This window comes from Staphylococcus sp. TCBT05 (assembly GCF_055179755.1).
Window position 1 is genome coordinate 1 of sequence record NZ_JBUQDQ010000038.1, and the last position, 26,679, is coordinate 26,679.

Annotated in this window: 23 protein-coding genes and 26 tRNA genes; 45 read left to right on the forward strand and 4 right to left on the reverse strand. The window is 31.3% G+C overall.

Translation table 11 applies throughout. The annotated features are described in order from the left end of the window. The first annotated feature begins 8 nt into the window (after positions 1-8). From ACY191_RS07010 to fumC, 37 genes are all read left to right on the forward strand, one after another. Positions 9-84 (forward strand) — tRNA-Val (locus ACY191_RS07010). 9 nt (positions 85-93) lie between these two features. Further along, positions 94-169, forward strand: a tRNA-Thr gene (locus tag ACY191_RS07015). 8 nt (positions 170-177) lie between these two features. Then, positions 178-253: transfer RNA gene (locus ACY191_RS07020), tRNA-Lys, on the forward strand. A 15-nt stretch (positions 254-268) separates the two neighbouring features. Continuing rightward, positions 269-350 (forward strand) — tRNA-Leu (locus ACY191_RS07025). 3 nt (positions 351-353) lie between these two features. After that, positions 354-428, forward strand: a tRNA-Gly gene (locus tag ACY191_RS07030). Between the two features lie 8 nt (positions 429-436). Further along, positions 437-525 (forward strand) — tRNA-Leu (locus ACY191_RS07035). A 13-nt stretch (positions 526-538) separates the two neighbouring features. Beyond that, a tRNA-Arg gene (locus ACY191_RS07040) sits at positions 539-615 on the forward strand. A 31-nt stretch (positions 616-646) separates the two neighbouring features. Further along, positions 647-720 (forward strand) — tRNA-Pro (locus ACY191_RS07045). 16 nt (positions 721-736) lie between these two features. Beyond that, positions 737-812: transfer RNA gene (locus ACY191_RS07050), tRNA-Ala, on the forward strand. Positions 813-839: 27 nt separating this feature from the next. After that, positions 840-913 (forward strand) — tRNA-Met (locus ACY191_RS07055). A 26-nt stretch (positions 914-939) separates the two neighbouring features. After that, positions 940-1,013 (forward strand) — tRNA-Ile (locus tag ACY191_RS07060). Positions 1,014-1,023: 10 nt separating this feature from the next. Further along, positions 1,024-1,116 (forward strand) — tRNA-Ser (locus ACY191_RS07065). 44 nt (positions 1,117-1,160) lie between these two features. Continuing rightward, positions 1,161-1,253 (forward strand) — tRNA-Ser (locus tag ACY191_RS07070). Between the two features lie 10 nt (positions 1,254-1,263). Further along, positions 1,264-1,337, forward strand: a tRNA-Met gene (locus tag ACY191_RS07075). A gap of 12 nt (positions 1,338-1,349) precedes the next feature. Beyond that, positions 1,350-1,425: transfer RNA gene (locus ACY191_RS07080), tRNA-Asp, on the forward strand. 4 nt (positions 1,426-1,429) lie between these two features. Beyond that, a tRNA-Phe gene (locus tag ACY191_RS07085) sits at positions 1,430-1,502 on the forward strand. 13 nt (positions 1,503-1,515) lie between these two features. Beyond that, positions 1,516-1,591: transfer RNA gene (locus ACY191_RS07090), tRNA-Thr, on the forward strand. Positions 1,592-1,597: 6 nt separating this feature from the next. Further along, positions 1,598-1,681 (forward strand) — tRNA-Tyr (locus tag ACY191_RS07095). Positions 1,682-1,693: 12 nt separating this feature from the next. Next, positions 1,694-1,767: transfer RNA gene (locus tag ACY191_RS07100), tRNA-Trp, on the forward strand. A 2-nt stretch (positions 1,768-1,769) separates the two neighbouring features. Then, positions 1,770-1,842 (forward strand) — tRNA-His (locus tag ACY191_RS07105). A gap of 14 nt (positions 1,843-1,856) precedes the next feature. After that, positions 1,857-1,928: transfer RNA gene (locus tag ACY191_RS07110), tRNA-Gln, on the forward strand. A gap of 8 nt (positions 1,929-1,936) precedes the next feature. Continuing rightward, positions 1,937-2,010 (forward strand) — tRNA-Cys (locus tag ACY191_RS07115). Positions 2,011-2,017: 7 nt separating this feature from the next. Continuing rightward, a tRNA-Gly gene (locus ACY191_RS07120) sits at positions 2,018-2,092 on the forward strand. Between the two features lie 15 nt (positions 2,093-2,107). Continuing rightward, positions 2,108-2,182 (forward strand) — tRNA-Gly (locus ACY191_RS07125). 15 nt (positions 2,183-2,197) lie between these two features. Then, positions 2,198-2,272: transfer RNA gene (locus tag ACY191_RS07130), tRNA-Gly, on the forward strand. 319 nt (positions 2,273-2,591) lie between these two features. Next, a complete protein-coding gene (gene panD / locus ACY191_RS07135; protein ID WP_042740060.1) occupies positions 2,592-2,978 on the forward strand; it encodes an aspartate 1-decarboxylase in 387 nt (128 codons plus the stop codon). 230 nt (positions 2,979-3,208) lie between these two features. Then, positions 3,209-3,292 (forward strand) — tRNA-Leu (locus ACY191_RS07140). 196 nt (positions 3,293-3,488) lie between these two features. Beyond that, positions 3,489-3,806, forward strand: coding sequence for a hypothetical protein (locus ACY191_RS07145; protein WP_229366469.1), 318 nt, complete (start codon positions 3,489-3,491; stop codon positions 3,804-3,806). A 214-nt stretch (positions 3,807-4,020) separates the two neighbouring features. Next, complete coding sequence (locus tag ACY191_RS07150; RefSeq protein WP_229367389.1) at positions 4,021-5,085, forward strand: PTS sugar transporter subunit IIC; 1,065 nt, start codon at positions 4,021-4,023, stop codon at positions 5,083-5,085. 168 nt (positions 5,086-5,253) lie between these two features. Beyond that, entirely contained in the window at positions 5,254-6,717 is a 1,464-nt protein-coding gene (locus ACY191_RS07155) for an ABC transporter substrate-binding protein/permease (protein WP_229366468.1), read from the forward strand. After that, positions 6,710-7,432, forward strand: a complete 723-nt coding sequence (locus ACY191_RS07160; protein WP_042740003.1) for an amino acid ABC transporter ATP-binding protein — start codon at positions 6,710-6,712, stop codon at positions 7,430-7,432. Before ACY191_RS07155 ends, ACY191_RS07160 begins: the two co-directional genes overlap by 8 nt. Before the next feature lie 155 nt (positions 7,433-7,587). Next, positions 7,588-8,715, forward strand: a complete 1,128-nt coding sequence (gene queG, locus ACY191_RS07165; protein WP_229367388.1) for a tRNA epoxyqueuosine(34) reductase QueG — start codon at positions 7,588-7,590, stop codon at positions 8,713-8,715. A gap of 4 nt (positions 8,716-8,719) precedes the next feature. Continuing rightward, on the forward strand, positions 8,720-9,190 hold the full coding sequence (trmL, locus tag ACY191_RS07170; protein WP_042740005.1) for a tRNA (uridine(34)/cytosine(34)/5-carboxymethylaminomethyluridine(34)-2'-O)-methyltransferase TrmL: 471 nt from the start codon (positions 8,720-8,722) through the stop codon (positions 9,188-9,190). 179 nt (positions 9,191-9,369) lie between these two features. Next, entirely contained in the window at positions 9,370-9,969 is a 600-nt protein-coding gene (locus ACY191_RS07175; protein WP_042740006.1) for a sugar phosphate isomerase family, read from the forward strand. 21 nt (positions 9,970-9,990) lie between these two features. Beyond that, positions 9,991-10,179, forward strand: coding sequence for an SAS053 family DNA gyrase inhibitor (locus ACY191_RS07180; RefSeq protein ID WP_042740007.1), 189 nt, complete (start codon positions 9,991-9,993; stop codon positions 10,177-10,179). Positions 10,180-10,356: 177 nt separating this feature from the next. Then, positions 10,357-10,776, forward strand: coding sequence for a hypothetical protein (locus ACY191_RS07185; RefSeq protein ID WP_042740008.1), 420 nt, complete (start codon positions 10,357-10,359; stop codon positions 10,774-10,776). Between the two features lie 186 nt (positions 10,777-10,962). Then, entirely contained in the window at positions 10,963-12,348 is a 1,386-nt protein-coding gene (fumC, locus tag ACY191_RS07190) for a class II fumarate hydratase (protein WP_229367370.1), read from the forward strand. A 227-nt stretch (positions 12,349-12,575) separates the two neighbouring features. Here fumC and ACY191_RS07195 read toward each other — a convergent pair whose 3' ends face one another. Continuing rightward, positions 12,576-13,403, reverse strand: a complete 828-nt coding sequence (locus tag ACY191_RS07195) for an RluA family pseudouridine synthase (RefSeq protein ID WP_042740010.1) — start codon at positions 13,401-13,403, stop codon at positions 12,576-12,578. A 170-nt stretch (positions 13,404-13,573) separates the two neighbouring features. Between ACY191_RS07195 and ACY191_RS07200 the strand changes: the two genes are divergently transcribed. Then, positions 13,574-14,701: a GAF domain-containing sensor histidine kinase gene (locus tag ACY191_RS07200; protein WP_229367369.1), complete on the forward strand. Its 1,128-nt coding sequence runs from the start codon at positions 13,574-13,576 to the stop codon at positions 14,699-14,701. Positions 14,702-14,703: 2 nt separating this feature from the next. After that, complete coding sequence (locus ACY191_RS07205) at positions 14,704-15,327, forward strand: response regulator (protein ID WP_042740012.1); 624 nt, start codon at positions 14,704-14,706, stop codon at positions 15,325-15,327. 180 nt (positions 15,328-15,507) lie between these two features. Here the strand turns inward: ACY191_RS07205 and ACY191_RS07210 are convergent, their stop codons facing one another. Next, entirely contained in the window at positions 15,508-15,723 is a 216-nt protein-coding gene (locus ACY191_RS07210; RefSeq protein WP_042740013.1) for a hypothetical protein, read from the reverse strand. 317 nt (positions 15,724-16,040) lie between these two features. Here ACY191_RS07210 and ACY191_RS07215 point away from each other — a divergent pair, with 317 nt between their 5' ends. Both ACY191_RS07215 and ACY191_RS07220 read left to right on the forward strand, forming a co-directional pair. After that, on the forward strand, positions 16,041-17,333 hold the full coding sequence (locus tag ACY191_RS07215) for a dicarboxylate/amino acid:cation symporter (protein WP_107589522.1): 1,293 nt from the start codon (positions 16,041-16,043) through the stop codon (positions 17,331-17,333). A 224-nt stretch (positions 17,334-17,557) separates the two neighbouring features. After that, positions 17,558-17,965, forward strand: coding sequence for a sporulation protein (locus ACY191_RS07220; protein ID WP_042740015.1), 408 nt, complete (start codon positions 17,558-17,560; stop codon positions 17,963-17,965). Between the two features lie 131 nt (positions 17,966-18,096). Here ACY191_RS07220 and ACY191_RS07225 read toward each other — a convergent pair whose 3' ends face one another. Together ACY191_RS07225 and ACY191_RS07230 are read right to left on the reverse strand one after the other, a co-directional pair. Beyond that, the gene (locus ACY191_RS07225) at positions 18,097-18,897 is read right to left on the reverse strand and encodes an ABC transporter permease (RefSeq protein WP_107513468.1); all 801 of its coding nucleotides are present in this window, start codon (positions 18,895-18,897) and stop codon (positions 18,097-18,099) included. 158 nt (positions 18,898-19,055) lie between these two features. Beyond that, positions 19,056-19,364 (reverse strand): hypothetical protein, encoded by a 309-nt coding sequence (locus ACY191_RS07230; protein ID WP_325960619.1) that lies wholly within the window; start codon positions 19,362-19,364, stop codon positions 19,056-19,058. 178 nt (positions 19,365-19,542) lie between these two features. On the opposite strand from ACY191_RS07230, the gene ACY191_RS07235 reads away from it, so the two are divergent. The 4 genes from ACY191_RS07235 to ACY191_RS07250 all read left to right on the forward strand — a co-directional run bounded on the left by ACY191_RS07235 (position 19,543) and on the right by ACY191_RS07250 (position 26,229). Continuing rightward, a complete protein-coding gene (locus ACY191_RS07235; RefSeq protein ID WP_052495454.1) occupies positions 19,543-20,400 on the forward strand; it encodes a hypothetical protein in 858 nt (285 codons plus the stop codon). A 780-nt stretch (positions 20,401-21,180) separates the two neighbouring features. Further along, positions 21,181-22,110 (forward strand): proline dehydrogenase family protein, encoded by a 930-nt coding sequence (locus ACY191_RS07240; RefSeq protein WP_042740017.1) that lies wholly within the window; start codon positions 21,181-21,183, stop codon positions 22,108-22,110. A 63-nt stretch (positions 22,111-22,173) separates the two neighbouring features. Next, positions 22,174-22,569 (forward strand): replication initiator protein A, encoded by a 396-nt coding sequence (locus ACY191_RS07245; protein WP_042740018.1) that lies wholly within the window; start codon positions 22,174-22,176, stop codon positions 22,567-22,569. A gap of 1,014 nt (positions 22,570-23,583) precedes the next feature. Then, positions 23,584-26,229: a CDP-glycerol glycerophosphotransferase family protein gene (locus ACY191_RS07250; RefSeq protein WP_463269990.1), complete on the forward strand. Its 2,646-nt coding sequence runs from the start codon at positions 23,584-23,586 to the stop codon at positions 26,227-26,229. The last annotated feature ends 450 nt before the right edge of the window (positions 26,230-26,679 follow it).

The window sequence follows — 26,679 nt, forward strand, 5'->3', positions numbered from 1 at the left end:
TTATATTCGGAGGATTAGCTCAGCTGGGAGAGCATCTGCCTTACAAGCAGAGGGTCGGCGGTTCGAACCCGTCATCCTCCACCATCTTAATAAGCCGGCCTAGCTCAATTGGTAGAGCAACTGACTTGTAATCAGTAGGTTGGGGGTTCAAGTCCTCTGGCCGGCACCATTATTTAAGAGCCATTAGCTCAGTTGGTAGAGCATCTGACTTTTAATCAGAGGGTCAGAGGTTCGAATCCTCTATGGCTCACCATTTTAATCATATATCGCGGGTGTGGCGGAATTGGCAGACGCACTAGACTTAGGATCTAGCGCCTTACGGCGTGGGGGTTCGACTCCCTTCACCCGCATATGCAGAAGTAGTTCAGCGGTAGAATACGACCTTGCCAAGGTCGGGGTCGCGGGTTCGAATCCCGTCTTCTGCTCCATTATATGTGCCGGGGTGGCGGAACTGGCAGACGCACAGGACTTAAAATCCTGCGGTGAGAGATCACCGTACCGGTTCGATTCCGGTCCTCGGCACCATATTTTTTAAATAGCGCCTGTAGCTCAACTGGATAGAGTGCTTGACTACGGATCAAGAGGTTATGGGTTCGACTCCTATCAGGCGCGCCATTTAAAGATAATTACTTCACCCAATTATAAACGGGAAGTAGCTCAGCTTGGTAGAGCACTTGGTTTGGGACCAAGGGGTCGCAGGTTCGAATCCTGTCTTCCCGATAACCCAATGAATAATGGGGGCTTAGCTCAGATGGGAGAGCGCCTGCTTTGCACGCAGGAGGTCAGCGGTTCGATCCCGCTAGTCTCCACCATTTTTACTAAAGAAACTAAATTACAACGGCGGTGTAGCTCAGCTGGCTAGAGCGTACGGTTCATACCCGTGAGGTCGGGGGTTCGATCCCCTCCACCGCCACTATTATTAGTTGTAAATTATATTTAGGACCTTTAGCTCAGTTGGTTAGAGCTAACGGCTCATAACCGTTCGGTCGCAGGTTCGAGTCCTGCAAGGTCCATATAATTTTTGGAGGAATACCCAAGTCCGGCTGAAGGGATCGGTCTTGAAAACCGACAGGGGCTTAACGGCCCGCGGGGGTTCGAATCCCTCTTCCTCCGCCATTTTTAAAATTAAAATTAAATATAATTTATTACCTAATATTTTTGGAGGAATACCCAAGTCTGGCTGAAGGGATCGGTCTTGAAAACCGACAGGAGCTTAACGGCTCGCGGGGGTTCGAATCCCTCTTCCTCCGCCATTAATATTAACGCGGGATGGAGCAGTTCGGTAGCTCGTCGGGCTCATAACCCGAAGGTCGGTGGTTCAAATCCGCCTCCCGCAATTTTATCTTTTTGGTCCCGTAGTGTAGCGGTTAACACGCCTGCCTGTCACGCAGGAGATCGCGGGTTCGATTCCCGTCGGGACCGCCATTATGGTTCAGTAGCTCAGTTGGTAGAGCAATGGATTGAAGCTCCATGTGTCGGCAGTTCGACTCTGTCCTGAACCATTTTATTATACAAGCCGGCCTAGCTCAATTGGTAGAGCAACTGACTTGTAATCAGTAGGTTGGGGGTTCAAGTCCTCTGGCCGGCACCAGTTTTTGGAGGGGTAGCGAAGTGGCTAAACGCGGCGGACTGTAAATCCGCTCCTTCGGGTTCGGCAGTTCGAATCTGCCCCCCTCCACCATTTATTTTTTATAGGGACATAGTTCAACGGTAGAATAGAGGTCTCCAAAACCTTTGATGTGGGTTCGATTCCTACTGTCCCTGCCATGGCGGCTGTGGCGAAGTGGTTAACGCATCGGATTGTGGTTCCGACACTCGTGGGTTCGATTCCCATCAGCCGCCCTTAATATTATTAATGGGCTATAGCCAAGCGGTAAGGCAACGGACTTTGACTCCGTCACGCGCTGGTTCGAATCCAGCTAGCCCAGTTAGTATTGGCGGCATAGCCAAGTGGTAAGGCAGAGGTCTGCAAAACCTTTATCACCGGTTCAAATCCGGTTGCCGCCTCCATGAATATGCGGGAGTAGTTCAACTTTTAGAACACATTCCTTCCCGGAATGAGGTATAGGTGTAAGTCCTATCTTCCGCTCCATATTTATAATCCCATGCGGGAGTAGTTCAACTTTTAGAACACGTTCCTTCCCGGAACGAGGTGTAGGTGTAAGTCCTACCTTCCGCTCCATATTTATAATCCCATGCGGGAGTAGTTCAACTTTTAGAACACGTTCCTTCCCGGAACGAGGTGTAGGTGTAAGTCCTATCTTCCGCTCCATTTTTTCTTCCAGATATGGGAGTTTTTTTTTACCCTTTTTTAAGTATACATAGTTTAGAAAATATATATTGAAATTTAGAGAATGGAAATATTTATGTATTTGTGTTGTTTTACTTTAATGATGTTTTTGTACGATTGTGAATTGGTAATTTATGGGAATTAATGATTTTATTGTGGAATTTCTCTTAATTTATGATCGATTTAAATGCACTCAATAAGACATTGAACAACGTTTCGTTGAAAATGTTGGTGGTATTATATGATAGTCGCCGATACTTGTAACTACGAAAAAGTAATATGAAATAGGAGAGATTAAATAATGATCAGAACATTAATGAATTCAAAGATACACCGAGCACGAGTAACTGAATCTAATTTGAATTATGTAGGTAGTATTACTATTGATAAAGATATACTTGATGCTGTTGATATATTAGCTAATGAAAAAGTAGCCATTGTGAATAATAATAATGGTGCTCGCTTTGAAACATATGTAATAGAAGGGGAAAGAGGAAGTGGAAAAATTTGTTTAAATGGTGCTGCTTCACGATTAGTTGAAGTTGATGATGTCGTTATCATCATGACATATGCTCAATTAAACGAAGAAGAAATTGAACATCATGAACCAAAAGTAGCCGTTTTAAATGAATATAATGAAATTACTCAAATGTTACATGAAAAAGAAAATCAGACTATTTTAGAATAATTTATTTGAATCACACTTGTAAATTTTTAAGTGTGATTTTTAATTTGTTAAAAGGTGACATTAAAATAACTTATAATGGTTAAAAATACATCAAAAGTGTTATTATTACGCTATTTTGTTTTGTTTACTATTGACGACAAAAGCTTAGCGTAATATAATATATTTATGCTATTTCGAGTTGATACGTTTTATAATTTGATGTATCAATACCAATTACCTGATAATATCAGGCCGGCGTGGCGGAATTGGCAGACGCGCGGGACTCAAAATCCCGTTCCTTCATTGGAGTGTCGGTTCGACCCCGACCGCCGGTATAACTAGGCTAACATTAGCCATCAACGGTAATAGAGAACCCCTTAACAAAGGGGTTCTTTTTTTATACATTGCTTTACTATAAATAAAATTCAAATATTTTGGTCACTTTATGGATATAAGAGCTATTTTATAATGCTTTAGTCTGATTTATTTTTATCACAACTCAGTTAATATAATAATTTGAGGTGACAGCTTATGATGAGAACATCTATGATAACCGGTTATTTTTTATTAATATTTATAATTGTGTTGTTATTTATATTTTTACTAGATGATAAATCTACAATCTATTATGGTAAGGTTGAAAATAATCAGGGCATTGTTAGTAATTTAGTTAGTGACAAAGGAGATATTATTGAGCATCTAAGAGTGTCTGATGATTTGCAAGAAAGTATGCATGTGGGCGATTATATTTCTGTTAAACTTTCGAATAAAAAGAACAATATAATTAATGAACAACTAGTTGATGACTCACAATTATCTTCGAAGATACTATATCGTTTAAATATATAATGTTGAAGTGAGATTTTTTTAAATCCTTTTAACTTCAATTGAAATCTATTTTAAATAATGCTGATCTACTCAAGTAGATCGGCATTTTATTTGTTGTATAGCTGGATTTTTCACATTAAATTAATCTTAAAAGTAAATATTGTGGTTTGATGTAAAATATAATATTATAAGTCTATTGTTATATTTGGAGGAAGAATATTAGATGGGAAAAAATATGTCAAAACAAACGAGTAATCATAGTGGAAAACAGTTTTTTAGTAATATATTACAGGCTGTAGGTACTGGTGTTGTTATTGCATTAATACCAAATGCCTTATTAGGTGAATTACTTAAATTCTTTAAAGAAGGTAATCAATTATTAGAAAGTATTTATCAACTCGTTGTATTAATACAGTCTTTTATGGCATTTATTATTGGTATTTTGGCAGCGCATCAATTCCGATTTAATGGTCCTGGAGCAGCTATGATAGGTGTTTCAGCAATGTTAGGTAGTGGTGCTGTTAAAGTTACTTCAAATGGTTTCGTTTTAAATGGTATAGGGGATATTATTAATACGATTTTAGTAGTTATTGTAGCGTGTTTTTTATATTTAATTTTACAAAATAAACTAGGATCACTAGAGATGTTGATACTCCCAGTTTTGATTCCTGTAATTAGTGGAGTTGTAGGACTTTATACATTAGGCTATGTTTCAAAGGTTACAAAGGGTATTGGCCATGTTGTTAGTACATTTACTGAATTTAATCCTTTGATTATGTCTATATTGATATGTGTTACTTATTCATTATTAATGGTTACACCAATTTCTGTTGTTGCTATTGCAACTGCGATAGGTTTATCTGGATTAGGTAGTGGAGCAGCAAATATGGGTATTGTAGCAGCATGTGTGACGTTTTTATTTGGATCATTGAGAGTAAATGCTGCCGGTGTAAATTTAGTACTAATCATCGGAGCAGCAAAAATGATGATTCCTGTTTACTTTAAACATTTAATCATTGCAATACCTTTAATCATAAACGGCGTTATAGGTGGTATTGTAGCTTACTTTATTGGAATAAAAGGAACACCTATGTCGGCAGGATTTGGATATACTGGTTTAGTAGGTCCGATAAATGCTTTTAATAGGATGTCTGGAGACCCAACAATGAATATTGTGTTATTAATCTTTGGATACTTAATAATTCCTTTTGTTTCAGCATTCTTTGTACATGAATTATGTAAAAAGTTTATTTATAGCTATACAGATGAAATATATAAATTTGAAATTCCTAAAAGTTAGTATTATAAGGTCTAATTTAATAAATTAGACCTTTTTTTATACACAAATATTGCATATTAACTCATTTTTATTTTATATAGGCTGTAGTTAGCGTTAATTAAAAATTAATATTGAATAATATTACGTTAATGTGTATAATAATAAATTATATAGAGAGGGGTTTAGAATATGAAACAACTAGGGAAGCTTATGTTAGTCTTTGTTGTATTCGTAAGCGCAATTTTTACCTACATAAATCCTGAGGCACAAGCAGCACAAGATGATCATTGGGAAAAAATTAAAAAGCGTGGAGAATTAAGAGTGGGGCTATCTGCAGACTATGCGCCATATGAATTTGAACATAATGTAAATGGCAAAAGTGAATATGCAGGAATTGATATAGAATTAGCAAAGAAAATAGCAAAAGATAATAATTTAAAATTAAAGATTGTAAATATGCAATTTGATAGTTTATTAGGTGCTATCAAAACAGGGAAAATTGATTTAATTATTTCTGGGATGACACCAACACCGGAGAGAAAGAAAGAAGTGGATTTTTCTGATCCTTATATGTCAGTTACTCAAAAGATGATTATTAAAAAGTCAGAAGCTGATCATCTTAAAACGATAGATGATTTTGCTAATAAAAAGATAGGTGTGCAAAAGCAAACACAGCAAGAAACAATTGCTCAAAATGAAATTGAAAATGCGCAAGTACAATCATTAACAAGAGTACCTGAAGTTATCATGTCACTTAAAAGTGGGAAAGTTGATGGTATGGTAATCGAAGGACCAGTAGCTGAAGCTTATTTGAAACAGAATAATGATTTACAATTTGCTGATGGAGTCAAATTTAATGAAGGAACGAAGAATACAGCTATTGCAGTTCCAAAAAATTCACCAGTATTAATGAATAAATTAAATAGTTCAATAAAAGATGTTAAAGATAAAGGATTAATTGCAGATTATAAAGAAAAAGCAGCAGAAGCTATGAAAAAAGATGATGGGAACTTCATTACAAAATATGGTAGTTTCTTCCTAAAAGGGATTAAAAATACAATATTAATATCAATTGTAGGAGTGTTGTTAGGTACAGTATTTGGAGCAATGATTGCGTTGCTTAAATTGAGCAAAGTGAAACCATTAAGATGGTTAGCTTCTACGTATATAGAATTTTTAAGAGGTACACCTTTATTAGTACAAGTATTTTTAGTGTATTTTGGTACTACTGCAGTATTAGGCTTAGATATTTCAGCTTTAATTTGTGGGATGATTGCGCTAGTGATTAACTGTTCAGCTTATATTGCAGAAATTATTAGAGCAGGTATCAATGCAGTTGATAAGGGACAAACTGAAGCAGCACGTAGTTTAGGGCTTAGTTACGGTCAAACAATGAAGTCCGTTATTTTACCTCAAGCGATAAAGAATATATTACCTGCATTAGGTAACGAATTTGTAACTGTTATTAAAGAATCATCAATTGTATCAGTAATTGGTGTTAGTGAGATTATGTTTAACGCACAAGTAGTTCAAGGTGCATCATTCGATCCTTTCACACCTTTAATTGTAGCAGCTATCTTATACTTTATACTTACGTTTACGTTATCTAGAGTAATGTATTTCTTCGAAGGGAGATTGAAAGTCAGTGATTAATATTAAAAACTTATATAAATCTTTTGGAAAAAACGAAGTATTAAAAGGTATTGATTTAACAATAGATAAAGGTGAAGTTGTAGCGATTATTGGTCCCTCTGGTAGTGGTAAAAGCACTTTGTTACGTTGTATGAATTTATTAGAGACACCAACGAGTGGAGATGTACTTTTTAAAGAAAATAAATTAAATAGTAAACATACAGAATTAGAAAAATTAAGACAACAAATGGGTATGGTGTTTCAAAACTTTAATTTATTTCCACATAAGAAGGTCATAGATAATATAATTTTAGCACCTAGTTTATTAAAAAAAGGTTCACAGGCCAATTTGAAACAGGAGGCACAAGCATTATTGAAAAAAGTTGGATTAGAAGATAAAGCAGATGCTTATCCAGCACAATTGTCAGGTGGACAGAAACAAAGGGTAGCTATTGCGAGAGCGTTGGCAATGAATCCAGAAGTATTATTATTTGATGAACCAACATCAGCCCTCGATCCAGAAGTAGTTGGTGATGTGTTGAAGGTTATGAAAGATCTAGCAAAAGAAGGCATGACTATGGTTGTTGTAACGCATGAGATGAACTTTGCAAGAGATGTCAGTGATAAAGTAGTCTTTATGGCTGATGGTGTCATCGTCGAATCAGGTAATCCACATGAAATATTTGAAAATCAGCAGCACGAACGAACTAAAAACTTTTTAGCGCGTGTTCTATAAGTTAAATAAAAAGTAGTTAATACACAGGTTTAATTCTAGACCAAGTATTAACTATTTTTTTATTATAAATTTTAATAAAGTGAGATTTATAGACGTTCAATTTGATACGATTATGTTAAAATGTAGGATGTATGTTTTGATGTGGGGTGTAAAAAATCGATTTAAAGCAATTAAAGCAAGATGTTATTGACTATGCACATTCAATTGGTATAGATAGTATAGGATTTACGACGGCAGATCCTTTTGATGAACTGAAACAAAAGCTTGTAGATTACCATGCTAAAGGTTATGCATCTGGGTTTGAAGAATCAGATATTAATTTAAGAACAGAACCAAAGTTAACGTTACCTACTGCAAGATCTATCATTGCGATTGCTGTTGGATATCCAAATAAATTAAAAGGTGCTCCAAAAAGTGTTCGAGGAGATCGAAGAGGTATGTTTGCACGCGCATCTTGGGGACAAGATTATCATTCTATTATGCGTAATAGGTTAGATAAATTATCGGAATATTTACAGTCAAGAGTGAAAGATGTAGAAATCAAATCAATGGTTGATACGGGTGTCTTATCTGATAGAGCAGTTGCAGAAAGAGCAGGCTTAGGTTACGTTGGTCGAAACGGCTTTGTTATTAATCCTGATTTGGGTACTTGGACTTATTTAGGAGAAATGTTAGTTAGTATTCCATTTGAACCTGATGATCCACTGCTAGACAGGTGTGGCGAATGTACGCTATGTGTTGATCGATGTCCTACTGGTGCACTTGTAGGAGATGGACAGCTGAATAGTCAAAAATGTATCAGCTTTTTGACTCAAACAAAAGGTTATTTGCAGGATGAATATCGTTATAAAATAGGTAATCGCTTATATGGTTGTGATACGTGCCAACAAGTTTGTCCTAGAAATAGAGGCATTAATACACAGCATGATGATATTGTGCTAGAACCAGAAATATTAAAGCCTAGACTTGTACCGTTATTGAAAATGAGTAATAAAGAATTTAAAAATACTTATGGTCATCTAGCTGGAGCGTGGAGAGGTAAAAAACCAATACAAAGAAATGCAATTATTGCATTAGCACATTTTAAGGAAGAGTCTGCTATACCTGAATTACAAAATGTTGCGCTTGAGGATCCAAGACCAATGATTCGTGCAACGGCATATTGGGCGATTGGCCAAATACAAGGAGAACTAGCTAGACCTTTTATAGAAGCACATTATGACAAAGAAATTGAAGAAGTCCAACAAGAAATGATAAAAGGACTGGAAATGAGGAGCGAATAACAGAATGACAAATCATATTGTATTATTTCAACCAGAAATACCAGGTAATACAGGGAGTATTGCAAGAACTTGTGCTGGTACGTACACAAACTTACACTTAATTAAGCCATTGGGATTTAGTACAGACGATAAAATGCTAAAGCGTGCAGGGCTTGATTATTGGGATTCAGTCAATATTACTTATCATGAAAGTATTGAGGCATTTTTTGAGTCAACAGAAGGTACATACTATTTAATAACAAAGTTTGGCAAGAAGACGTATTCTGATTTTGACTTTACAGATATTGAAAAAGATCATTTCTTTATTTTTGGAAGAGAAACAACTGGTTTGCCCGATTGGGTTAAGGAAGAATACCATGAAACGGCGTTGCGTATTCCAATGAATGACAATATTAGATCATTAAATTTATCTAATACAGCTTCATTATTAATCTACGAAGCATTAAGACAACAAAATTTTCCTGATTTAATTTAATAATTTTAGTAAATGAATGAAAATATTGCTCGACATTTGTATAATAGACGTAAGACTTTGAAAATTTTTATAAATGAAATTTTTTGAAGGTATTCAAGGTTGTTTATGACTGTAACAACAAGGGTAATAAAAAATAATGCTAGAACGTGTCTGAATAGAATAAGAGGAGTGTAATTACTATGGCAATGAATTTTAAAATTTTAAAAAATGAAAACATTGTAGCTGAATATACAGCAGATATTTTAAGAAAGCAATTTAACAACAATCCTACAACAATTGCAGGTGTACACCTTTCTAAAGATAATTCACCAGTATTAGATGAATTGAAAAAGAATGTAGATAAACATGCAGTTGATTTTAGTCAAATTAATATTTTAGATTATGACAACAATAAATCATTTTATGAAGCTTTAGGCGTACCAGAAGGTCAAATTTATGAAGTATCTTTTAATGAGGATACAGAATCATTTATTGGTGACAAAATTAAAACGAAAGAAAACAAAGGTAAACTTATCACACAAGTATTATCTATTGATACAAATGGTAATTTAGATATTAGTGTTAGACAAGGTTTATTCTCTGCACGTGAAATTATTTTAGTAATAACAGGTAGTGAGAAGCAAGAATTAGTGCATAAACTATATGAAGAAAATGGTAAAACAAGTTTCGAACCTTCAGATTTAAAAGCACATAGAATGGTAAATGTCGTTTTAGATGAAGCGGCAGCTCAAGGTCTACCTGAGGATGTTAGACACTACTTTACTGCACGTTTTGCTTAAAAGTATAAATGGGTGATGGAAATGACCGACAAAAATAAATTTTCAAAAAAACTAGAACATCAAGCAGATAATGAAATGGTTGATGATTACGAAGATGTTGTTGAATTAGGAAAAGAAATGGAACAAATATCTGAACAAAATGATGAAGAGAAGTTAAATCAATCTCATGATTCAAAGGTGCGTTCAGATTTATCTGATGATGCTCATTAATTACTAGTTTAACTGATATTTTGTTAATAAAATGAACTAAATCCTACTAACTTTTATGTTGGTAGGATTTTTATTTGTTGGCTATGACCTCGTTCATTCCTAAAAAAGTTATGCAATGTTAAATTTGAATATGTTATGATTAGAGCAATTCGATTTATTATAAGGAGATACGTACCTATGTTAAGTAAGTATTGGAAAGTTTTTATGATTAGTGCAGCCATTATAAGTTTAATTTCAATTAAAGGGTTTCCTATGGCAATAGGCGCACTATATTTACCAATATTATTCAAAATAATAAAGTTACAAATTAATTTATCTAAGGGATTAGTTGATCAAGTAAATGCTTCAACCTTTGTAAAAAGTAATCAAACTGGAGTCATTATTAGTGTGATATGTTGTATTTTAGTCACTGTGGTTTTATTTAAACCGCTGGGTTCATTTTATAACAGTTTAGATGGGATATTAGGCATGTTAGTCTTGATTAGTCCAGCAACGATGATTATAGGTGCAATATTGTTAATTCTTACTGCGATTGGTGTTATTCAAGCTGCAAAAGCGCATTTTAAAGATATACAAATAGTTAAAGATAGCGAATAAATAAACAGCGTTATTTACATATTCAAATGTAAATAGCGTTTTTTTTACAGTGAAATCTAGAATTTATAGTAGAGATTAAATGCAAATTAAAAGTTTATGAAAACGCTATATAATACGATTGCCCCAGTAAATTAAATAATGATATACTACAATTGAACATAGTAAAGATAAAGGGGAGAATTTGTAATGTCAGTAAGAATTGAACATGATACATTTGGTGAAATTGAAGTACCTGCAGATAAATACTGGGGTGCACAAACAGAAAGAAGTAAACGTAATTTCCCAGTAGGTAAAGAGCAAATGCCTATTGAAGTCGTATACGGATTTGCACAACTTAAAAGAGGTGCTGCTTTAGCAAATCACGAATTAGGAAAAATTTCTGATGCTAAAAAAGATGCAATCGTACATGCCTGCGATCGTATTTTAAACAAGGAATTAGATGAACATTTCCCTCTAGTTGTATGGCAAACGGGAAGTGGTACACAAAGCAATATGAACGTCAATGAAGTTGTAAGTTTTGTGGCTAATGCTTATTTAAAAGAGAATGGTAGCGATGAAACAATTCACCCAAATGATGATGTGAATAAATCACAAAGTTCTAATGATACATTTCCAACTGCAATGCATGTCGCATTGTATAATGAAGTTGAAACTAAATTAGAACCCGCTTTAAATAATTTGCGCAACACATTTAAAGAAAAAGAAGAAAAATTTAATGACATTATTAAAATTGGACGCACACATTTACAAGACGCTACACCTATTAGATTAGGACAAGAAATAAGTGGATGGCGTTATATGTTAGATAAATGTGAAACATTGTTAAGTGAGTCAAAAGCTCATATTTTAAATCTGGCAATTGGTGGTACAGCGGTAGGCACAGGGATCAATGCACACCCTGAGTTTGGTGATAAAGTTGCTAAATTCATTTCTGAAAATACAGGCTATCCATTTGTATCATCTGAAAATAAATTCCATGCGTTAACTGCTCATGATGAAGTTGTACAATTGCATGGTTCATTAAAAGCTATAGCAACAGACTTAATGAAAATTGCTAATGATGTTAGATGGTTAGCATCAGGTCCAAGAGCTGGTTTAGCAGAAATTTCGATTCCAGAAAATGAACCCGGTTCATCAATTATGCCTGGTAAAGTGAACCCAACACAATGTGAAATGTTAACAATGGTATCTGTACAAGTTATGGGTAACGATACTGCAGTAGGTATTGCTAGTTCACAAGGGAACTTTGAATTAAATGTCTACAAACCAGTCATCTTACACAACACATTACAATCAATTTATTTATTAGCTGATGGTATGCAAACATTTAATGATAATTGTGCTATTGGTATTGAACCTATCGCAGAAAATATTGATAATTATTTAAATCAATCATTAATGTTAGTTACAGCATTAAATCCTCATATTGGTTATGAAAATGCTGCGAAGATTGCTAAAAAGGCACATAGAGAAGGTTTAACGTTAAAAGAATCAGCAATTCAATCTGGCTATGTAACAGAAGAACAATTTGAAGCATGGATAAAACCTGAAGATATGGTTGAACCAAAATAATAACATTATATAGTGTAAATTAAGCTATAACTTTACTAACTTAAAGTAAGAACATAAATAAGTATCGATGAATAATAGAGCAAATCCGAAAATTTGGATTTGCTCTAAATTTTTTGTACAAAAATAATCGACAATTTCTTTAGTGTGTTAATAGAAATTGTCGATTATTAATGTTTGAAAATTTATTCTACACAGTAATATTTGAATTTTTATAGGTAATAAATCAATTATAATTCATCATCTAAGCTAATAGAAATTTGTTCTTGTGTAAGTGGATGTGTAAATTCAATTTTGTAACTATTTAGTTGTAATTGTCTCAAAGTAGAGTCACCATATAATGGATCGCCGATTACTGGATGACCAATTTCAGCAAGATGAACACGAATTTGGTGTGTTCGCCCGGTATCTAGTTTTAATTCTAATTCACAAACGCCTTCTTTAACCATTTTAGAGCTTAAGATATGTGTGATAGCACGTTGCCCAGTTGGTGAAACACGACGTCGATTTGAATGAAATTTATCTTTACCAATAGGTTTATCTATCGTTTGTGGCTTAATTGGTAATAGACTGTGAACATTTGCTTTATAAATACGATTAATCTCATTTTCTTCCAACATGCGATCAAGAATTTTCTTCATTAATGGATTTTTAGCAACAATTAATAATCCTACTGTTTCTTGGTCCAATCTATGTATAGGCTCTACATAGTCACTTTTGATAGTATAAATAACATGATTCATCAATGTGTTACTTTCTTTTAAATCATTTGGATGTGTTTTAACACCTTTAGGTTTCATAACAATTGCAATATCATCATCCTCAAAATAGATTTGAGCAAAGCGATAACTAGGTACGTAATTACTCTTTTCTTCTGGTGTAGGAATATAAGCGATATCACCAGTTTGTACCTTAGTCATTAAGGTTGCTGCTTCACCATTTAGTGTTATTTCTTTTGACATATTTAAATTGTGCAAATCTTTTTTCGGTAAATGCAAACTTTGGAATATTTCTCTTAATGTTAATGCATTATATTTACTTGGGATTTCAAATTTCATAGTATCCTCCTCAATTTATCACTAATAATCATACCACATACGACTATTTAAAAATATTGTTCTTTTCAATTTCTCAAAATCTATTAATTTAAACGCTATGCTTGTGTAAATTTCAAGTCATAGCATAAAATAGGTAATATAAGTGATTTCGTAAAAAGAGGAATGGTTAAATGGAAAAACCAACGAGATTGGCATTATTAAAGGAAATTGCAGAGTTTTTAAATGAAGAAACTGAAACATATACGATGCTAAATGGTGCGCTAAAGTCACTAATAAATGGTAGTGATTTTACTACTGGATGGATTTTCTTTATTGATGAATCAGGACAACATGAATTAGTTTCAGATATTGAATTACCGGGAGCATTATCCAAACATAATTGTAAATATATGAAGGAAGGTTCTTGTTGGTGTGTAAAAGCTTATCATAATAAGCGCTTAACTAAGGCTTCAAATATTATAAATTGCTCAAGAATTAATCTTGCAAATCATGCATACCATGAAGAAACCAATGGTATTACACATCATGCTACAGTGCCTTTAAGGTCAGGTGAAGAATTATTTGGATTATTAAATGTTGCAACACCACATACAAGTCATTATAGTGAGGAAGACTTGGAATTATTAGAATCTGTAGCTTTTCAAATTGGTTCTGCAATTAAGCGTATACTATTGACAGATCAAGAAAAAGAAGCGGCTAGAGTGAGTGAACGTAATAGATTAGCAAGAGATTTACACGATTCGGTAAATCAAATGTTATTCTCAGTAAAGTTAACAGCACATGCAGCCAATGAAATGAGCCAAGAATCTGTTTCAAAACAAGCTTTTAAAGTTATAGAAGAAACGAGTCAACAAGCTGTTAATGAGATGCGGGCATTAATTTGGCAATTAAAACCAGTTGGATTAGAACATGGATTAATTAAAGCGTTGAAAAATTATAGTGATATATTACAAATTGATTTACAGGTCCATGTTGATGGTTTAATTAATTTACCTAATATGATTGAAGAAAATTTATATAGAATTATTCAAGAAGCAATAAACAATACTCAAAAGCATAGTAAGTCTAACATTGTAGAATTAATACTAAATCAACAAGGCGATTATATTGTTGTGACAGTGAAAGATAATGGTTGTGGCTTCGATGTACAATCCACAAATATATACCAGTCTCATGGAATAAGTAATATGAGACAGAGGGCCAAAGTAATTGATGGCAAATTAAATATTATTTCTGAACCCAAAGTAGGAACTACGATAGAAATCAATGTTCCTTTGACGAATGTGAAAGGAAGTTAGACATGTACCGTATAATATTAGTAGATGATCATCATATTGTAAGACAAGGATTAGAATTTTTACTGTCTACAGTTGAAGATATAGAAGTAATTGGTGGATTTTCTGATGGAAATACATTTTTTAAGTATCTGGAGGAAAATGAATTACCAGATCTAGTGTTGTTAGATCTGGTAATGCCTGAAATGAATGGTATTGAAATTACCGAAATTATGAAACAACAATATCCAGAAGTTAAAATTCTGGTATTGACGAGTTATGTAGATGATGAACATGTAATTTCAGCAATCGATAAAGGCGCAGATGGATATGAAATGAAAGATGTAGAACCAAAACAGCTAATTGAAACGATTAAAAGTGTTATAGCTGGAGAAAAAATAATTCATCCTCAAGCACAGAGTGTTATTGAATCAGTAAGGAAAAAACCACATTTTACAAATAAGTTATCAAACAGAGAGTCAGAAGTGTTGAAGGAAATGGTTAAAGGTAAAACAAATAAGGAAATTGCAGAAACCTTATTTGTTTCAGAAAAGACTGTAAAAACACATGTTAGTCATATATTTAGTAAATTAGAAGTAGGAGACCGAACACAGGCTGCCATTTATGCAATGCAAAATAATTTGATTTAAAGTACAAATTATACTTGTTAAAAGTTGTTCTATATTTTATAAAAAATAATATTCAGTAAGTGAAAGCGAAAAAGTAGTAATCCATCAATGTTTATACGGATTACTACTTTTTGTTGGTTATTCGATTTAGTTTCCAATTACTTATTAGTAAGGAAATGAGATAAATAAAAATATTAATGCTTAAAATTTTTCACTATATTCTAGAGGATCAATTTCAGTTTTTCTTATACTGGACCCTTTTTCATATAGAAAAATAATCGAAATCATTAAAATTATAAGTGCAATAATTGCAAAATTTTTACCTAAATTAGTTAAGTTAAATATTGATAATAATACAATAATTGCAATAACTAAACAAAATAGTAAAAATGCTAAAATCATCAATGTTAATCCCATATTAGTTACTTCCTCTTAATTTTATAATTAAGATTATATAACTTTGCAAAACATATTGCATTTGAAAATTTGAAAATAGTATATAATTACTATTATTTTTTGTGGAATAATATACTGAATTCTATCATGCTGTTCAAACATTGATAGTAATAGGAATGGGTGTAATAGCATGATGTTAGTTTTAATTTTTAAATTATAGTGTTAGTAAATGAAAAATAGCAACATGCAATTTTATTTTTTTAATTTTCTGAAAAAATACTTTAATTTGTGTATATTTACTATATAATGAAGAGTAATAAAGCAAAGGGGATGTTGCTATGAAAACAAAAAATCTTTCATTAAGGATTGTTATTGCTTTGGTATTAGGTATCACTGCAGGATCAATTTTTAATATGTTTGAAGGTTCAGCATTTGTAACTAATATTGATAAGTACTTTTTTAATGTTATTGGACAAATCTTCTTGAATTTAATATTTATGTTAGTTGTCCCAGTCGTATTTGTTTCTATTGTATTAGGTGTAGTTGGAGTAGGGGATCCAAAGTTATTAGGAGGTATTGGATTAAAGACTATAACATTCTTTTTAACCACAACTGCGCTTGCAATTATTATTGGTATCGCACTTGCACTTATATTTAAACCAGGAGCAGGGAAGTCTGAATTATTGAAGAGTGATGATGTTTCAAGTTATCAACAAACATTAAATAAGCAAAATGAAGCACAAGATTCACCAGCAAAGCAAACTTTTGATCAAACATTAATTAATCTGTTTCCAAAAAATCCAATTCAGGCCATGACTGATGGAAATATGTTGCAAATTATAACTTTTGCGATATTTATAGGTATAGGAATAATTATGGTAGGTTCTAAAGCTGATGCGGTTTACCGGCTATTTGATCAGACAAATGAAGTCTTGATGTTTATAATTACAATGATTATGAATTTATTTGCCCCAATTGGGACGTTTGGTTTGGTTGCTCATGCATTTACTGGTGCAGGTTTCGGTGCAATTCAACAACTCGGCATGTATTTCTTTATCGTGTTGTTAGCATTAGCAATTCATTTCTTTGTCGTTTATGGTGCAGCGGTAAAATTCCTTGGAAAGTATAGTCCTGCCAAGTTTTTTAAAGGTTTTATACCTGCTATTACACTTGGATTTAGTGCTTCAAGTTCGAATGCTGCCTTACCAGTTTCCATGAATTGTACGAAAAAGATGGGAGTTAGACCAGAAATCGCTTCATTTGTACAACCACTTGGAGCTACAATCAACATGGATGGTACCGCAATTATGCAAGGGGTCGCAACAATATTTATTGCACAAATTTCAGGTGCCAATTTAACATTCGGACAATTAATTACTGTTGTTATTGTGGCAGTAGTGGCATCAATTGGTACAGCCGGTGTACCAGGGGTGGGTTTAATTATGTTAGCGATGGTATTAAACGCAGTCGATTTAAACCCTGCAGCTATTGGTATAATATTAGGTATCGACAGATTGCTTGATATGACACGTACATCAGTAAATATAACTGGGGATGCAGCTTGTGCGCTAATCGTATCTAACTCTGAAGAAAAGAAACTAGCTAAAGTAAAAGGCGCGGCTAAACCATAATGTACTTTTGCTAGTAGCATATTAAGTTAACAATTGAATGTGTTATAAATTGTTAGTCAAGAACAACAGCAAAGCTAACTATGAAACAAACTTGAAACAGACTATGATGTTAAAATATCATAGTCTGTTTTTATTTATAATTAAGAAAATTAAGAAATTCACGTTGAAATCTACCTTGATTAAACAGAGATATAAGTGGGTAGCGTAAAGTGAGGTGATGTACGATGTTTGAAAAATTATTAAGTTCTTTTGGCGTTAGTAACTTAAAGGTTGATACTAAAGTAAAAGGGGATAAATTTAATATACATGGCCAATTAACTGGAACAATATATATTAAAGGAGGGTCAACTGAAGAAGTGATTGATAAAATTGAACTGACTTTAATTGAGAAAATAGAGAATAGCGATGCTACGAGTGATTTTCAAATTTTAGAAAATGAGGTTGAACGGTTTGAAATTAAAGAGTTAATTAAAATAGGTGAAAAGGAAAACTATAAGCAATCATTTACCTTTAAAGTAAATACTAACGATTTAAAACATAATCCTAAAAAATTAGTGTTAAAAACACATGTCTATCTTGTGAGTTCAATAGATAATTATGATGAAGATGAAATAAAAGTTGTATATCGTTAGTTCAGTTTAAAAAATAGAAAAAGCGGCTTAATCCAGTAAATGAATTAAGTCGCTATTTTGTGTTTAGTTGTTTTAGTATAAATTTTTATATATCGTAATTTGTGATAAGTTGATGCCTTGAGCCAAAACACTTACATAAAATCAGCAAAATGGTCTCTATAACGCATGTGCAATAATGATCCTACAATAAACAAAATAAGTACTAACACTACATTGTAAATAGCGATATGCCAATGAGTCAGAAAGTACCATTCATGGTGTAATACAGCAGCTCTATAGCCTTCAGCTAAAAAGTAAATAGGATTAAATTGCATTACCTTTTCAACAATTACATTATTAGGTAAGTATAATATAGACGATACAAAGAAAATTATTCGCATCAGAGACTGCATAACCATTTGAGTATCTCTAATAAGTACTCCTAAAGTAGATGTAACTAATGCAATTGACATAGTCAATAATAAAGAAAATGGAACATAGAGTAATAACTGTAATGTATAAATACTAGGGTGATAACCTCCAAAGAAACATATCATCATTACCAATATTAGTAGGCCAAGATGTCCATAAAATCGACTGACTACGATATAACTAGGTATGATTGAAATAGGAAAATTCATTTTAGCAACATGATTGAACTTTGAAGCAATTGCTTTCGTTCCTTCCAATACACCTTGATTTACAAAGAACCACATACTAATACCAACTATTAGCCAATAAATAAACGGCACGCCTTCCATAAGACGATTACTTCTAAAGCCTAAACCAAAGACAAACCAATATACAGCGATTTGCATAGCCGGATTTATCAGTTCCCAAGCAATGCCTAAATAATTACTGTGATTAGATATACGTAATTGAAATTCTGCTAATCTTTTTATTAAGTAGACATTTTGAAAATGTTCTTTAAAAACAGTCCAAACTGCATTCATTGTTAAAAACTCACTTTCGTTTAACTTCATAAACAATTATATTATAAAAAATCAATAATTGAAATTAGAGTTCATTTTAGTTAACCATTTATATACAAATTTGCATCGTATTAACTAAGTGTATTTATAAATAAAAGGATAAACTTATAGTGATTAAGTTAATTAGTCATTAACTTTTTATATTGAGTAATAAAGTGCTGTGCATCTGATTTATTTATTTGTTTAAACGGCCATACATCATTTTCGTTATCTATAATAACCAATTTATGTAAAATAATGCCTCTTTGTAGTTGTATTTCATTAATTTCACTCAACAAGAATGTATCTTTAACTTCATTACCTTCAACCATTCCAGAAGCTTTAAACTTAATATGATCCGAATATAAAATTAATTCTCCAGGAATAGCTTGGGTCGTAAAAATTTGAAGTGCTACATAGATTGAAATAATTGGTTTATTCGTCATCATCACTTAATCAACTCCATTCTTTATTCAACATTATAATTTATTATGTAAGTAATGCAATGTAAAAATAATATATATTACGTCATTTATTTATAAAAATATAAAGACGTTCAAAGGTTGTTCCTATTAAAGTGTAAGATTATAATATGATTATTATATAAAAAGTGAAGGGGCATAAAGTGTGAAAAAACAACATATTCGTAATGAATTTAGTAATAAAGGACAACATAATTATGAAAAGCAAAGACATTCGAAAAACAGTAATTCCGTAACTAAATTAGTAATGATTATTCTTGCAAGTCTTTGTTTTTTTCTGATTGTAATTGGCATTTTATTTGGCGCATACCGGTTTGTAGCAGGTAGTTTAAATCATAATAATGAAGATACTAAGCATCATACTCCAAAGAGGAAAGTAGCATCACCAAAAATTGATGTACTTTCTCAAGATTTTCATGATAATTATATGAATCGTAATCATGTAAAAGGATATAAAGGCTTTGAAATAGGCGCAAGTAAAAAATCAATTGTAGCGAAATATGGTAAGGGTGAAAAAATAGGTAGAATAAATGATCAAAATGTATTGAAATATGGAAATTTAGGTGTGTCATATAAAGATAATAAAGTTGGACATATTTTTGTAATTCCTAAAGAGACAACGATTCAATCATTTATTAGTTACCACGGTCAAGCTACTAATATAAATAATTCCGGTATATATACATTTGACGACAATAAGCAAAATGATTTTATGATCAAAGTATATGTCGAAAATAATAAAATTAAAGGTATTGAAAATATTAAGGCAACAGATAATCAAGTAGATTTTAGTGATGGTGTTAAAAATGAATCAGAAGCAAAAGCTGTTGCAAAAAGAGTGTTAGGATTTAGAAATATTAATATTAATGTAGATTCGGTTAAAGATGATGGCTCTGTATATAAAGTGAAATATGGTAAAGAGGATGAAGCGGACCAAAATAGGGTCTTAACTATTAGGAAAACAGATGGTCTAACAACAGGTGACACAACTGCTAGTAATTAATAGTAGGTATATATTAACGTTAAATATAATTACATGTCTGTAATGGTGTATTCTATGAGCTATGACACGATAAAAATATGCTTTATTTTCTTTGTTATTGTTAAATAATTACAAAAAGGAAATAGAGTAGATACCAATAATTTTGATCAAAGTATTAGCTAAATATGGAAATATTAGTATTTAACATGTTTTTGTAATAAAGCTACTAGAGAACTTGTCAGTAAGTGAGTTTATATTAACTCATTTACTGACTTTTTTTATTAGACTTTGTATTGACTAGCAAGCATACCAAGGGCTAAGTCGAACCAAAGTATTGATACACATTCAATACTGAGAACTAATTCGAAGCAAGTGTAGAAATCTCATACTTTTGTTCCACAATAATAAATTTTCTAAGATTGTAAAGCGCTCTTGAGTACGAAATGTTAAAGTACTCATAATTTTAATAACAATGAAAATTACGCTCCGTTGAGTAAAAACTAACGATATAATTTAAAGTTGTAACTTGGCAAGATAAATGGATGTAAATCAATGATTTAAAATACTCAGGTGATGTAAAAACCTTATCAACACAATAAATTGCAGTGTGAGGAAATGTTACGCTCATTTATTTATGAAACGCTTATGTCAAAAAATATTACAATTTATGTTATATATATTCACACAAATTTTATTTTTACATATTTTTAATATATGATGTATTCAATAAAGATAAAATCTTTATTAATAGCTTTTTATAGTAAAAAAATACCTGTTTCAAAGATTAAGGGAGGTAGTTCTATGACAGTTATTAAATCTTGTCTCTTTTCATTATCGCAAAATAGTAATATAAATAAATTAGCCACTAAAATGGGACCAAAAATAGGAATTAAATCATTTATAGCTGGCACTACTTTAGATGAATTAGAAATGAATATTGTGCGCTTAAATAAACAAAATATAGCGGTAACTGTTGATAATCTAGGTGAATTTGTCTATTCAGAGTCAGAAGCTTACAATGCCACTTATCACATAATTAAAGTTATAGAAAGAATAAATGAGCAAAATTTAAATGCTCATATATCTTTAAAGTTAACACAAATTGGTTTAGATATTAATTCAGAAATTTGCAAACAAAATTTAATGCGCATTTTAGCAAAAGCCAATGAAGCACATATTTTTATAAATATTGATATGGAAGATTATGGTCATATTCAATCAAGCTGGCAAATAATTGATGACTGTGAGCAAGTTTTTAATAATTTTGGAACGGTAATTCAAGCCTCTCTACTAAGAGCAAAAAAGGATCGACGTGAACATAAGTATTTAAGACTAAGAATTGTAAAAGGTGCATATAAAGAAAGCGGAAAGGTTGCATATCAAACATCTAAGGAGATTGACATTAATTATTTAGAATTATGCAAATCACATCTACAAGATGGGAAATTTACCTCAATCGCTACGCATGATTATGATTTAATAACTAAGTTGATTCGATATATTGAACAAAATGAAATTTCTAAATCGAATTTTGAATTCCAAATGCTTTATGGATTTAGAACAAACCTGCAACAACAATTGGCACAACAAGGTTACCAAGTATGTGTATATATGCCTTATGGCAAGGACTGGTACGGTTATTTTATGAGGAGATTGGCTGAAAGACCACAAAACATTAATTTAGTAATAAAACAATCGCTCAGCAAATTTTGGTTAAAGGGAAGACTTTAGCGTTGGCTTTTACAGGGAAATTATTGGATAGTTTTTCATAAATTAAAGAAAGTGGTGTAAACCATGTCAAATATATATTATACGGATAATGACACTAATAACTTAGATTATTGTTTAGCACCAAAAATATTAATGTATACGGACTATTACATTAATATGAGTACCAATGCTTTTAAATTATATATTTTTTTACATGATAGATTAAAAGTGAGTATTCAAAAAGGGCTTAAAAATAATAAAAATCAATACTACACCCACATGTCTATAGCAGAAGCTGAAGCACTATTTCACTGGTCAAAAGTAGAGTTTGAGCAGTTAAAGCAAGAATTAAAGTCATATAATTTATTATGTGAAGTACTTAGTGAGCATCACAAAGAAAACCTACTATATTTAAAAAAATGTAAATGTTCGCAATTAGAGCATAATAATTATGAAAAAATGTTAGTTCATTCAAATTAGTATTATTGACTTAACAATGCATGTTAAAAATAAGCAGTATTGATAATTTAGTAGTGTAGTGTTTATTAAATTATATGAAAGGGTCTTATTTTTTAATGCATCTTAAAGTAAAATTATCATTTTTAGATTGTATTGTGGCGTGACTCCTGAGGGGACAGGACAGAAGACTAGAGGCTGAAGCTGCTCCCCCTAGGAAAGCGAGCCAAAAACACGAAAACATTTAATAAAAAGCACTCAGATAAATTCATTCATCTGAGTGCTTTTTTTGGTCTTAAACTCCATAAACCGTTAAAATTTTAGATTCTGTAAAGTCTGACACTCAAATGAAATAGTATAGAAGACAAACTATTCTTGCGTACCATATGAACAAAAATAATAGACATATGAATCATGTTATAGGATATTAAAAATTAAAAACACTGAACAATTAAGGGTTAGTTTCTTTAACTAGCTATACCGAAACGATAGTGGACAAGTAAATATGGTCAAAAATAAAAAAAAAAACAATTTTTATACATCATAGAAGTACTATATGCTCTTTCGACAAATAAAGAATATTATATTTATTTTAGTGAATTTGATTATTTTAATTAATATTTAATAGAGAACATTTGAATGAAAACGTTATATTCATCGTATACATTTATAAAAACAAAAAAATGTATTGGAAATAATTTGAGATAGTGATAATATGTTTTAGTGTCATTTTCCACATATGAAAATATATGTTTTTGATAAATTTTTGAATGATATAATTTTGATGGATATAAAACTTTAAATTTTGATGAAAGTCCTGAAAAATGATTTTATATTACATTTTATTTTAGTTGTGTTGAAATTAGGGAATATTTTAATTCATACCAAAATATTATATAAATTCTTTTAATAACGGGAATAAACATGTTATACATCGAAGTAACTGGGAAGTTATAAAAGTGAAATATAGATAATTAAAATTATGTCTCTTTGCAACTACGATATTTAAATTATTAAATATGAATAGGAGAGATGTTAATGGGGATACTATATAACGTAAAGAACTTATTAATTAAAAAGTTTGATTGTATAGATCTATATGATAAAGGTCATAAGATTGAAATTGTTTTTAAATATAAAAATTTCATCTTACCTAAGGAATCAGGTTTTGAGCTAAGAGTTCAAAATAAAAAGACTGCTGCTAAATTTCGAAAAGCTAAACTCAATCATTTAGTAATGGAAGTGGATAAAGCGGATTTAGTATTTCAAGAATATGAGCCTTTTTTGAAATTGAATTTATATTATAACAATGAAAAGTTATGGGTTAAGAATACTGTAGAAAATGAGTTATACCTTTCTTTAGATAACGTACTGTGTAAATTTAAAACGGGCAAAGATATGTTTATTAAAAAGGTCAATGAATCTCAACTATTTTTAAATAAATATGTTAAAAGTAGAGCATATATTGAAGGTTCCAATTTGATTTTTAATACGAGCAAAAATATTAATTTCAACCAATTACTGTTGGTAAAAGAATCAGATAATATTTTAATTGATATAAAACAGATTGGTGACGCTCAATTTACAATTCCAATTGAGAATATCGAATCCCTTGTTATGCAAGAATTTGATCGAGTATTTTTAATCAAAGATGACGTTGCCTATAGGGTTAAATTTAATGATGAATATGAGTTTAATTTATATCACTATCATATTCAAATAAATGATAGACAATTCTATGTGTATCACAAAATATTGAACGTTTCTAATATTGTTATTAACGAGGCGCCAAACAAGACTGGCTATATAGTTAAAATTAATAAAACTGAAACAGAACCGATAATTAAATTCGAAAATTTAGTTTTAATGAATAATGAAAATCATACAATTGAAACTTATCCGGTAAGAACATTTGATGATCATCTAACAGCGAAAATACCTTTTGAGACATTGACTGAAAATGCATCTAAAAAGAAACTATATATAGAAGGTATTGAAATTGATGGAGATACGGAACGAAGTGTAATTTATAGTATACGCGAACAATATGCTGATAGGGCCGTTTATCAATCAAATATTAGTATTAACAATCAGTATTACATTATGGAATTCTATTCTAAAAGAGGCATTGAATTATTATATAGGAAGCCTTTTTTCAAAAATGGAATAAACTATATTAAAAATGATAAAATCAATTTCTTCATTAAAGCGGATGATTTGTATTCACATTGTACATTTACGCTTACATTTGAAGATAGATACACGAATGATTGCGTTGAATATCAAATTGATGTTGGTGAGACTGAACTAAAATTAGATTATGAAGCAATAGATCAAATAGTGTCAAAATCAAAAACTGTTGTGGACTTATTTATTAATATAAAAGAAGAGGACACAATTGTAAGAAAAGAAAAAATACGATATAGAACCGTTAATTATAAGAAGGATGCATTTTTCTCGCAACATGTATTTGATTCAATAAATGAGAGGGTATTTTATTTAAGCACAATTACGCCATTCAAAAATATAAAATTAGAGAGATTTTCTATTACAAAAGAACAAATGAATGTTATGAATGCTGCTAAAAAAGATAATAATACTTGGTTGATTTCTGAAAGATTTGATAATGCTCAAGATAATGGCATTGTGTTCTTTAAATGGTTGCAGCAATATACGAATATTGACGCTTATTATGTAATAGATACGGAATCAGCAGATTATTCAAAAATAAAAGATTATGATAATGTTTTAGAGTTTGGTTCGTTGAAACACTTTGAAATTGCAAATAAAGCGAAGGTATTAATCTCAACACACGATTTAGAAAATGTACTTCCATATAAGCCTGCGAAAGGTTTTTATGGTTATGAGCATACATTGAAAGTATTTTTACAGCATGGTGTGTTAGGTCGTAAAAATGTTGAATATCATAAAGCATTCTATGATTTGCCATTTGATATGTTTAATGTAAGTAGTGAAAGTGAGAAGCAAGACGTTGTAGTGAATCAAATGGGATACGCTCCACAAAACGTATATGTGACAGGATTGTCGAGATTTGATGAACTACCAATTAACGAAGATAATCAACAAATTAAAAAGGTATTAATTATGCCGACATGGAGAGACTGGTTGAATAGTGATATTGCCTTTGAAAATAGTGAATATTTAGAGAGATATTTGAATTTAACAAAAAATAGAGATCTAAATCAATTAATTGAAAATAACAATATAGAAATTAATTTTTATCCACATTATAGAGCGCAGCATTATTTCAAATTATTCTTAACGAATAACCATATTAGAGTGAAATATGTAGAGTTGGGTGAACGTACGGTACAATCATTGTTAATTGAACATGACTTGCTAATTACCGACTATAGCAGTGTGAGCTTTGACTTTACTTATATGAATAAACCAGTAATATTCTATCATTTCGACGTTAAACGCTTCTTTAGAAAAGGAATTCTAAGACCGATTCATGAAACCTTCCTCGGAGATATTGTAAATGATGAGAAAAGTCTGGTGACTTTAATTAAATCATATGTTGAAGGAACAAATGATGTTAAACCGGTTAATAAGCAATCTATCTTTACAAATATTGACCAAAGCAATAATTTAAGAATTTATAAAAATATATTACAACGCTTAGAATCAGAAACGCAAGCTAATTTCAATAATACAAATTGATATAGGATAAGACAGAACGAATTTAAACCAGCCTACTTAAAGCAATTGAGTGGGTTGGTTTTTATATTTCAAATAGTTTAATACATAATAGAAAATAAACGAAATATTTTTAAGTATAAATGGTCGTTAAAATCTTCTTAATTAGAAAAAAAAGCGAGTTAAAGGGGAGTAATATTTATAAAAAGCTAATATATTGAAAGTGATCAATAATAAGTAATATAAAATTGTATGGATAATTATGCATATATATATCAAATGAAATACAGATTTACAATAATATGATAGTGCTTAAACTTAGAAAATTTTTTTATATTATCAGGTTTTTTCAAATAGTTAAATATTAATTTTAACTAAAACAATATTATTACTAAAAAGAATGCGCTTTAAATCATTTAGTTGTCAATATTTTTAATGTCGAAATTCATTTTAAATAAAAAAAAGACCTCGCCA

Coding starts and splice junctions, on each gene's coding strand:
- panD (WP_042740060.1), top strand. CDS start 2,592: ATGATCAGAACATTAATGAATTCAAAGATACACCGAGCACGAGTAACT.
- ACY191_RS07145 (WP_229366469.1), top strand. CDS start 3,489: ATGATGAGAACATCTATGATAACCGGTTATTTTTTATTAATATTTATA.
- ACY191_RS07150 (WP_229367389.1), top strand. CDS start 4,021: ATGTCAAAACAAACGAGTAATCATAGTGGAAAACAGTTTTTTAGTAAT.
- ACY191_RS07155 (WP_229366468.1), top strand. CDS start 5,254: ATGAAACAACTAGGGAAGCTTATGTTAGTCTTTGTTGTATTCGTAAGC.
- trmL (WP_042740005.1), top strand. CDS start 8,720: ATGACAAATCATATTGTATTATTTCAACCAGAAATACCAGGTAATACA.
- ACY191_RS07175 (WP_042740006.1), top strand. CDS start 9,370: ATGGCAATGAATTTTAAAATTTTAAAAAATGAAAACATTGTAGCTGAA.
- ACY191_RS07180 (WP_042740007.1), top strand. CDS start 9,991: ATGACCGACAAAAATAAATTTTCAAAAAAACTAGAACATCAAGCAGAT.
- ACY191_RS07185 (WP_042740008.1), top strand. CDS start 10,357: ATGTTAAGTAAGTATTGGAAAGTTTTTATGATTAGTGCAGCCATTATA.
- fumC (WP_229367370.1), top strand. CDS start 10,963: ATGTCAGTAAGAATTGAACATGATACATTTGGTGAAATTGAAGTACCT.
- ACY191_RS07195 (WP_042740010.1), bottom strand. CDS start 13,403: ATGAAATTTGAAATCCCAAGTAAATATAATGCATTAACATTAAGAGAA.
- ACY191_RS07200 (WP_229367369.1), top strand. CDS start 13,574: ATGGAAAAACCAACGAGATTGGCATTATTAAAGGAAATTGCAGAGTTT.
- ACY191_RS07205 (WP_042740012.1), top strand. CDS start 14,704: ATGTACCGTATAATATTAGTAGATGATCATCATATTGTAAGACAAGGA.
- ACY191_RS07210 (WP_042740013.1), bottom strand. CDS start 15,723: ATGGGATTAACATTGATGATTTTAGCATTTTTACTATTTTGTTTAGTT.
- ACY191_RS07215 (WP_107589522.1), top strand. CDS start 16,041: ATGAAAACAAAAAATCTTTCATTAAGGATTGTTATTGCTTTGGTATTA.
- ACY191_RS07220 (WP_042740015.1), top strand. CDS start 17,558: ATGTTTGAAAAATTATTAAGTTCTTTTGGCGTTAGTAACTTAAAGGTT.
- ACY191_RS07225 (WP_107513468.1), bottom strand. CDS start 18,897: ATGAATGCAGTTTGGACTGTTTTTAAAGAACATTTTCAAAATGTCTAC.
- ACY191_RS07230 (WP_325960619.1), bottom strand. CDS start 19,364: ATGATGACGAATAAACCAATTATTTCAATCTATGTAGCACTTCAAATT.
- ACY191_RS07240 (WP_042740017.1), top strand. CDS start 21,181: ATGACAGTTATTAAATCTTGTCTCTTTTCATTATCGCAAAATAGTAAT.
- ACY191_RS07245 (WP_042740018.1), top strand. CDS start 22,174: ATGTCAAATATATATTATACGGATAATGACACTAATAACTTAGATTAT.
- ACY191_RS07250 (WP_463269990.1), top strand. CDS start 23,584: ATGGGGATACTATATAACGTAAAGAACTTATTAATTAAAAAGTTTGAT.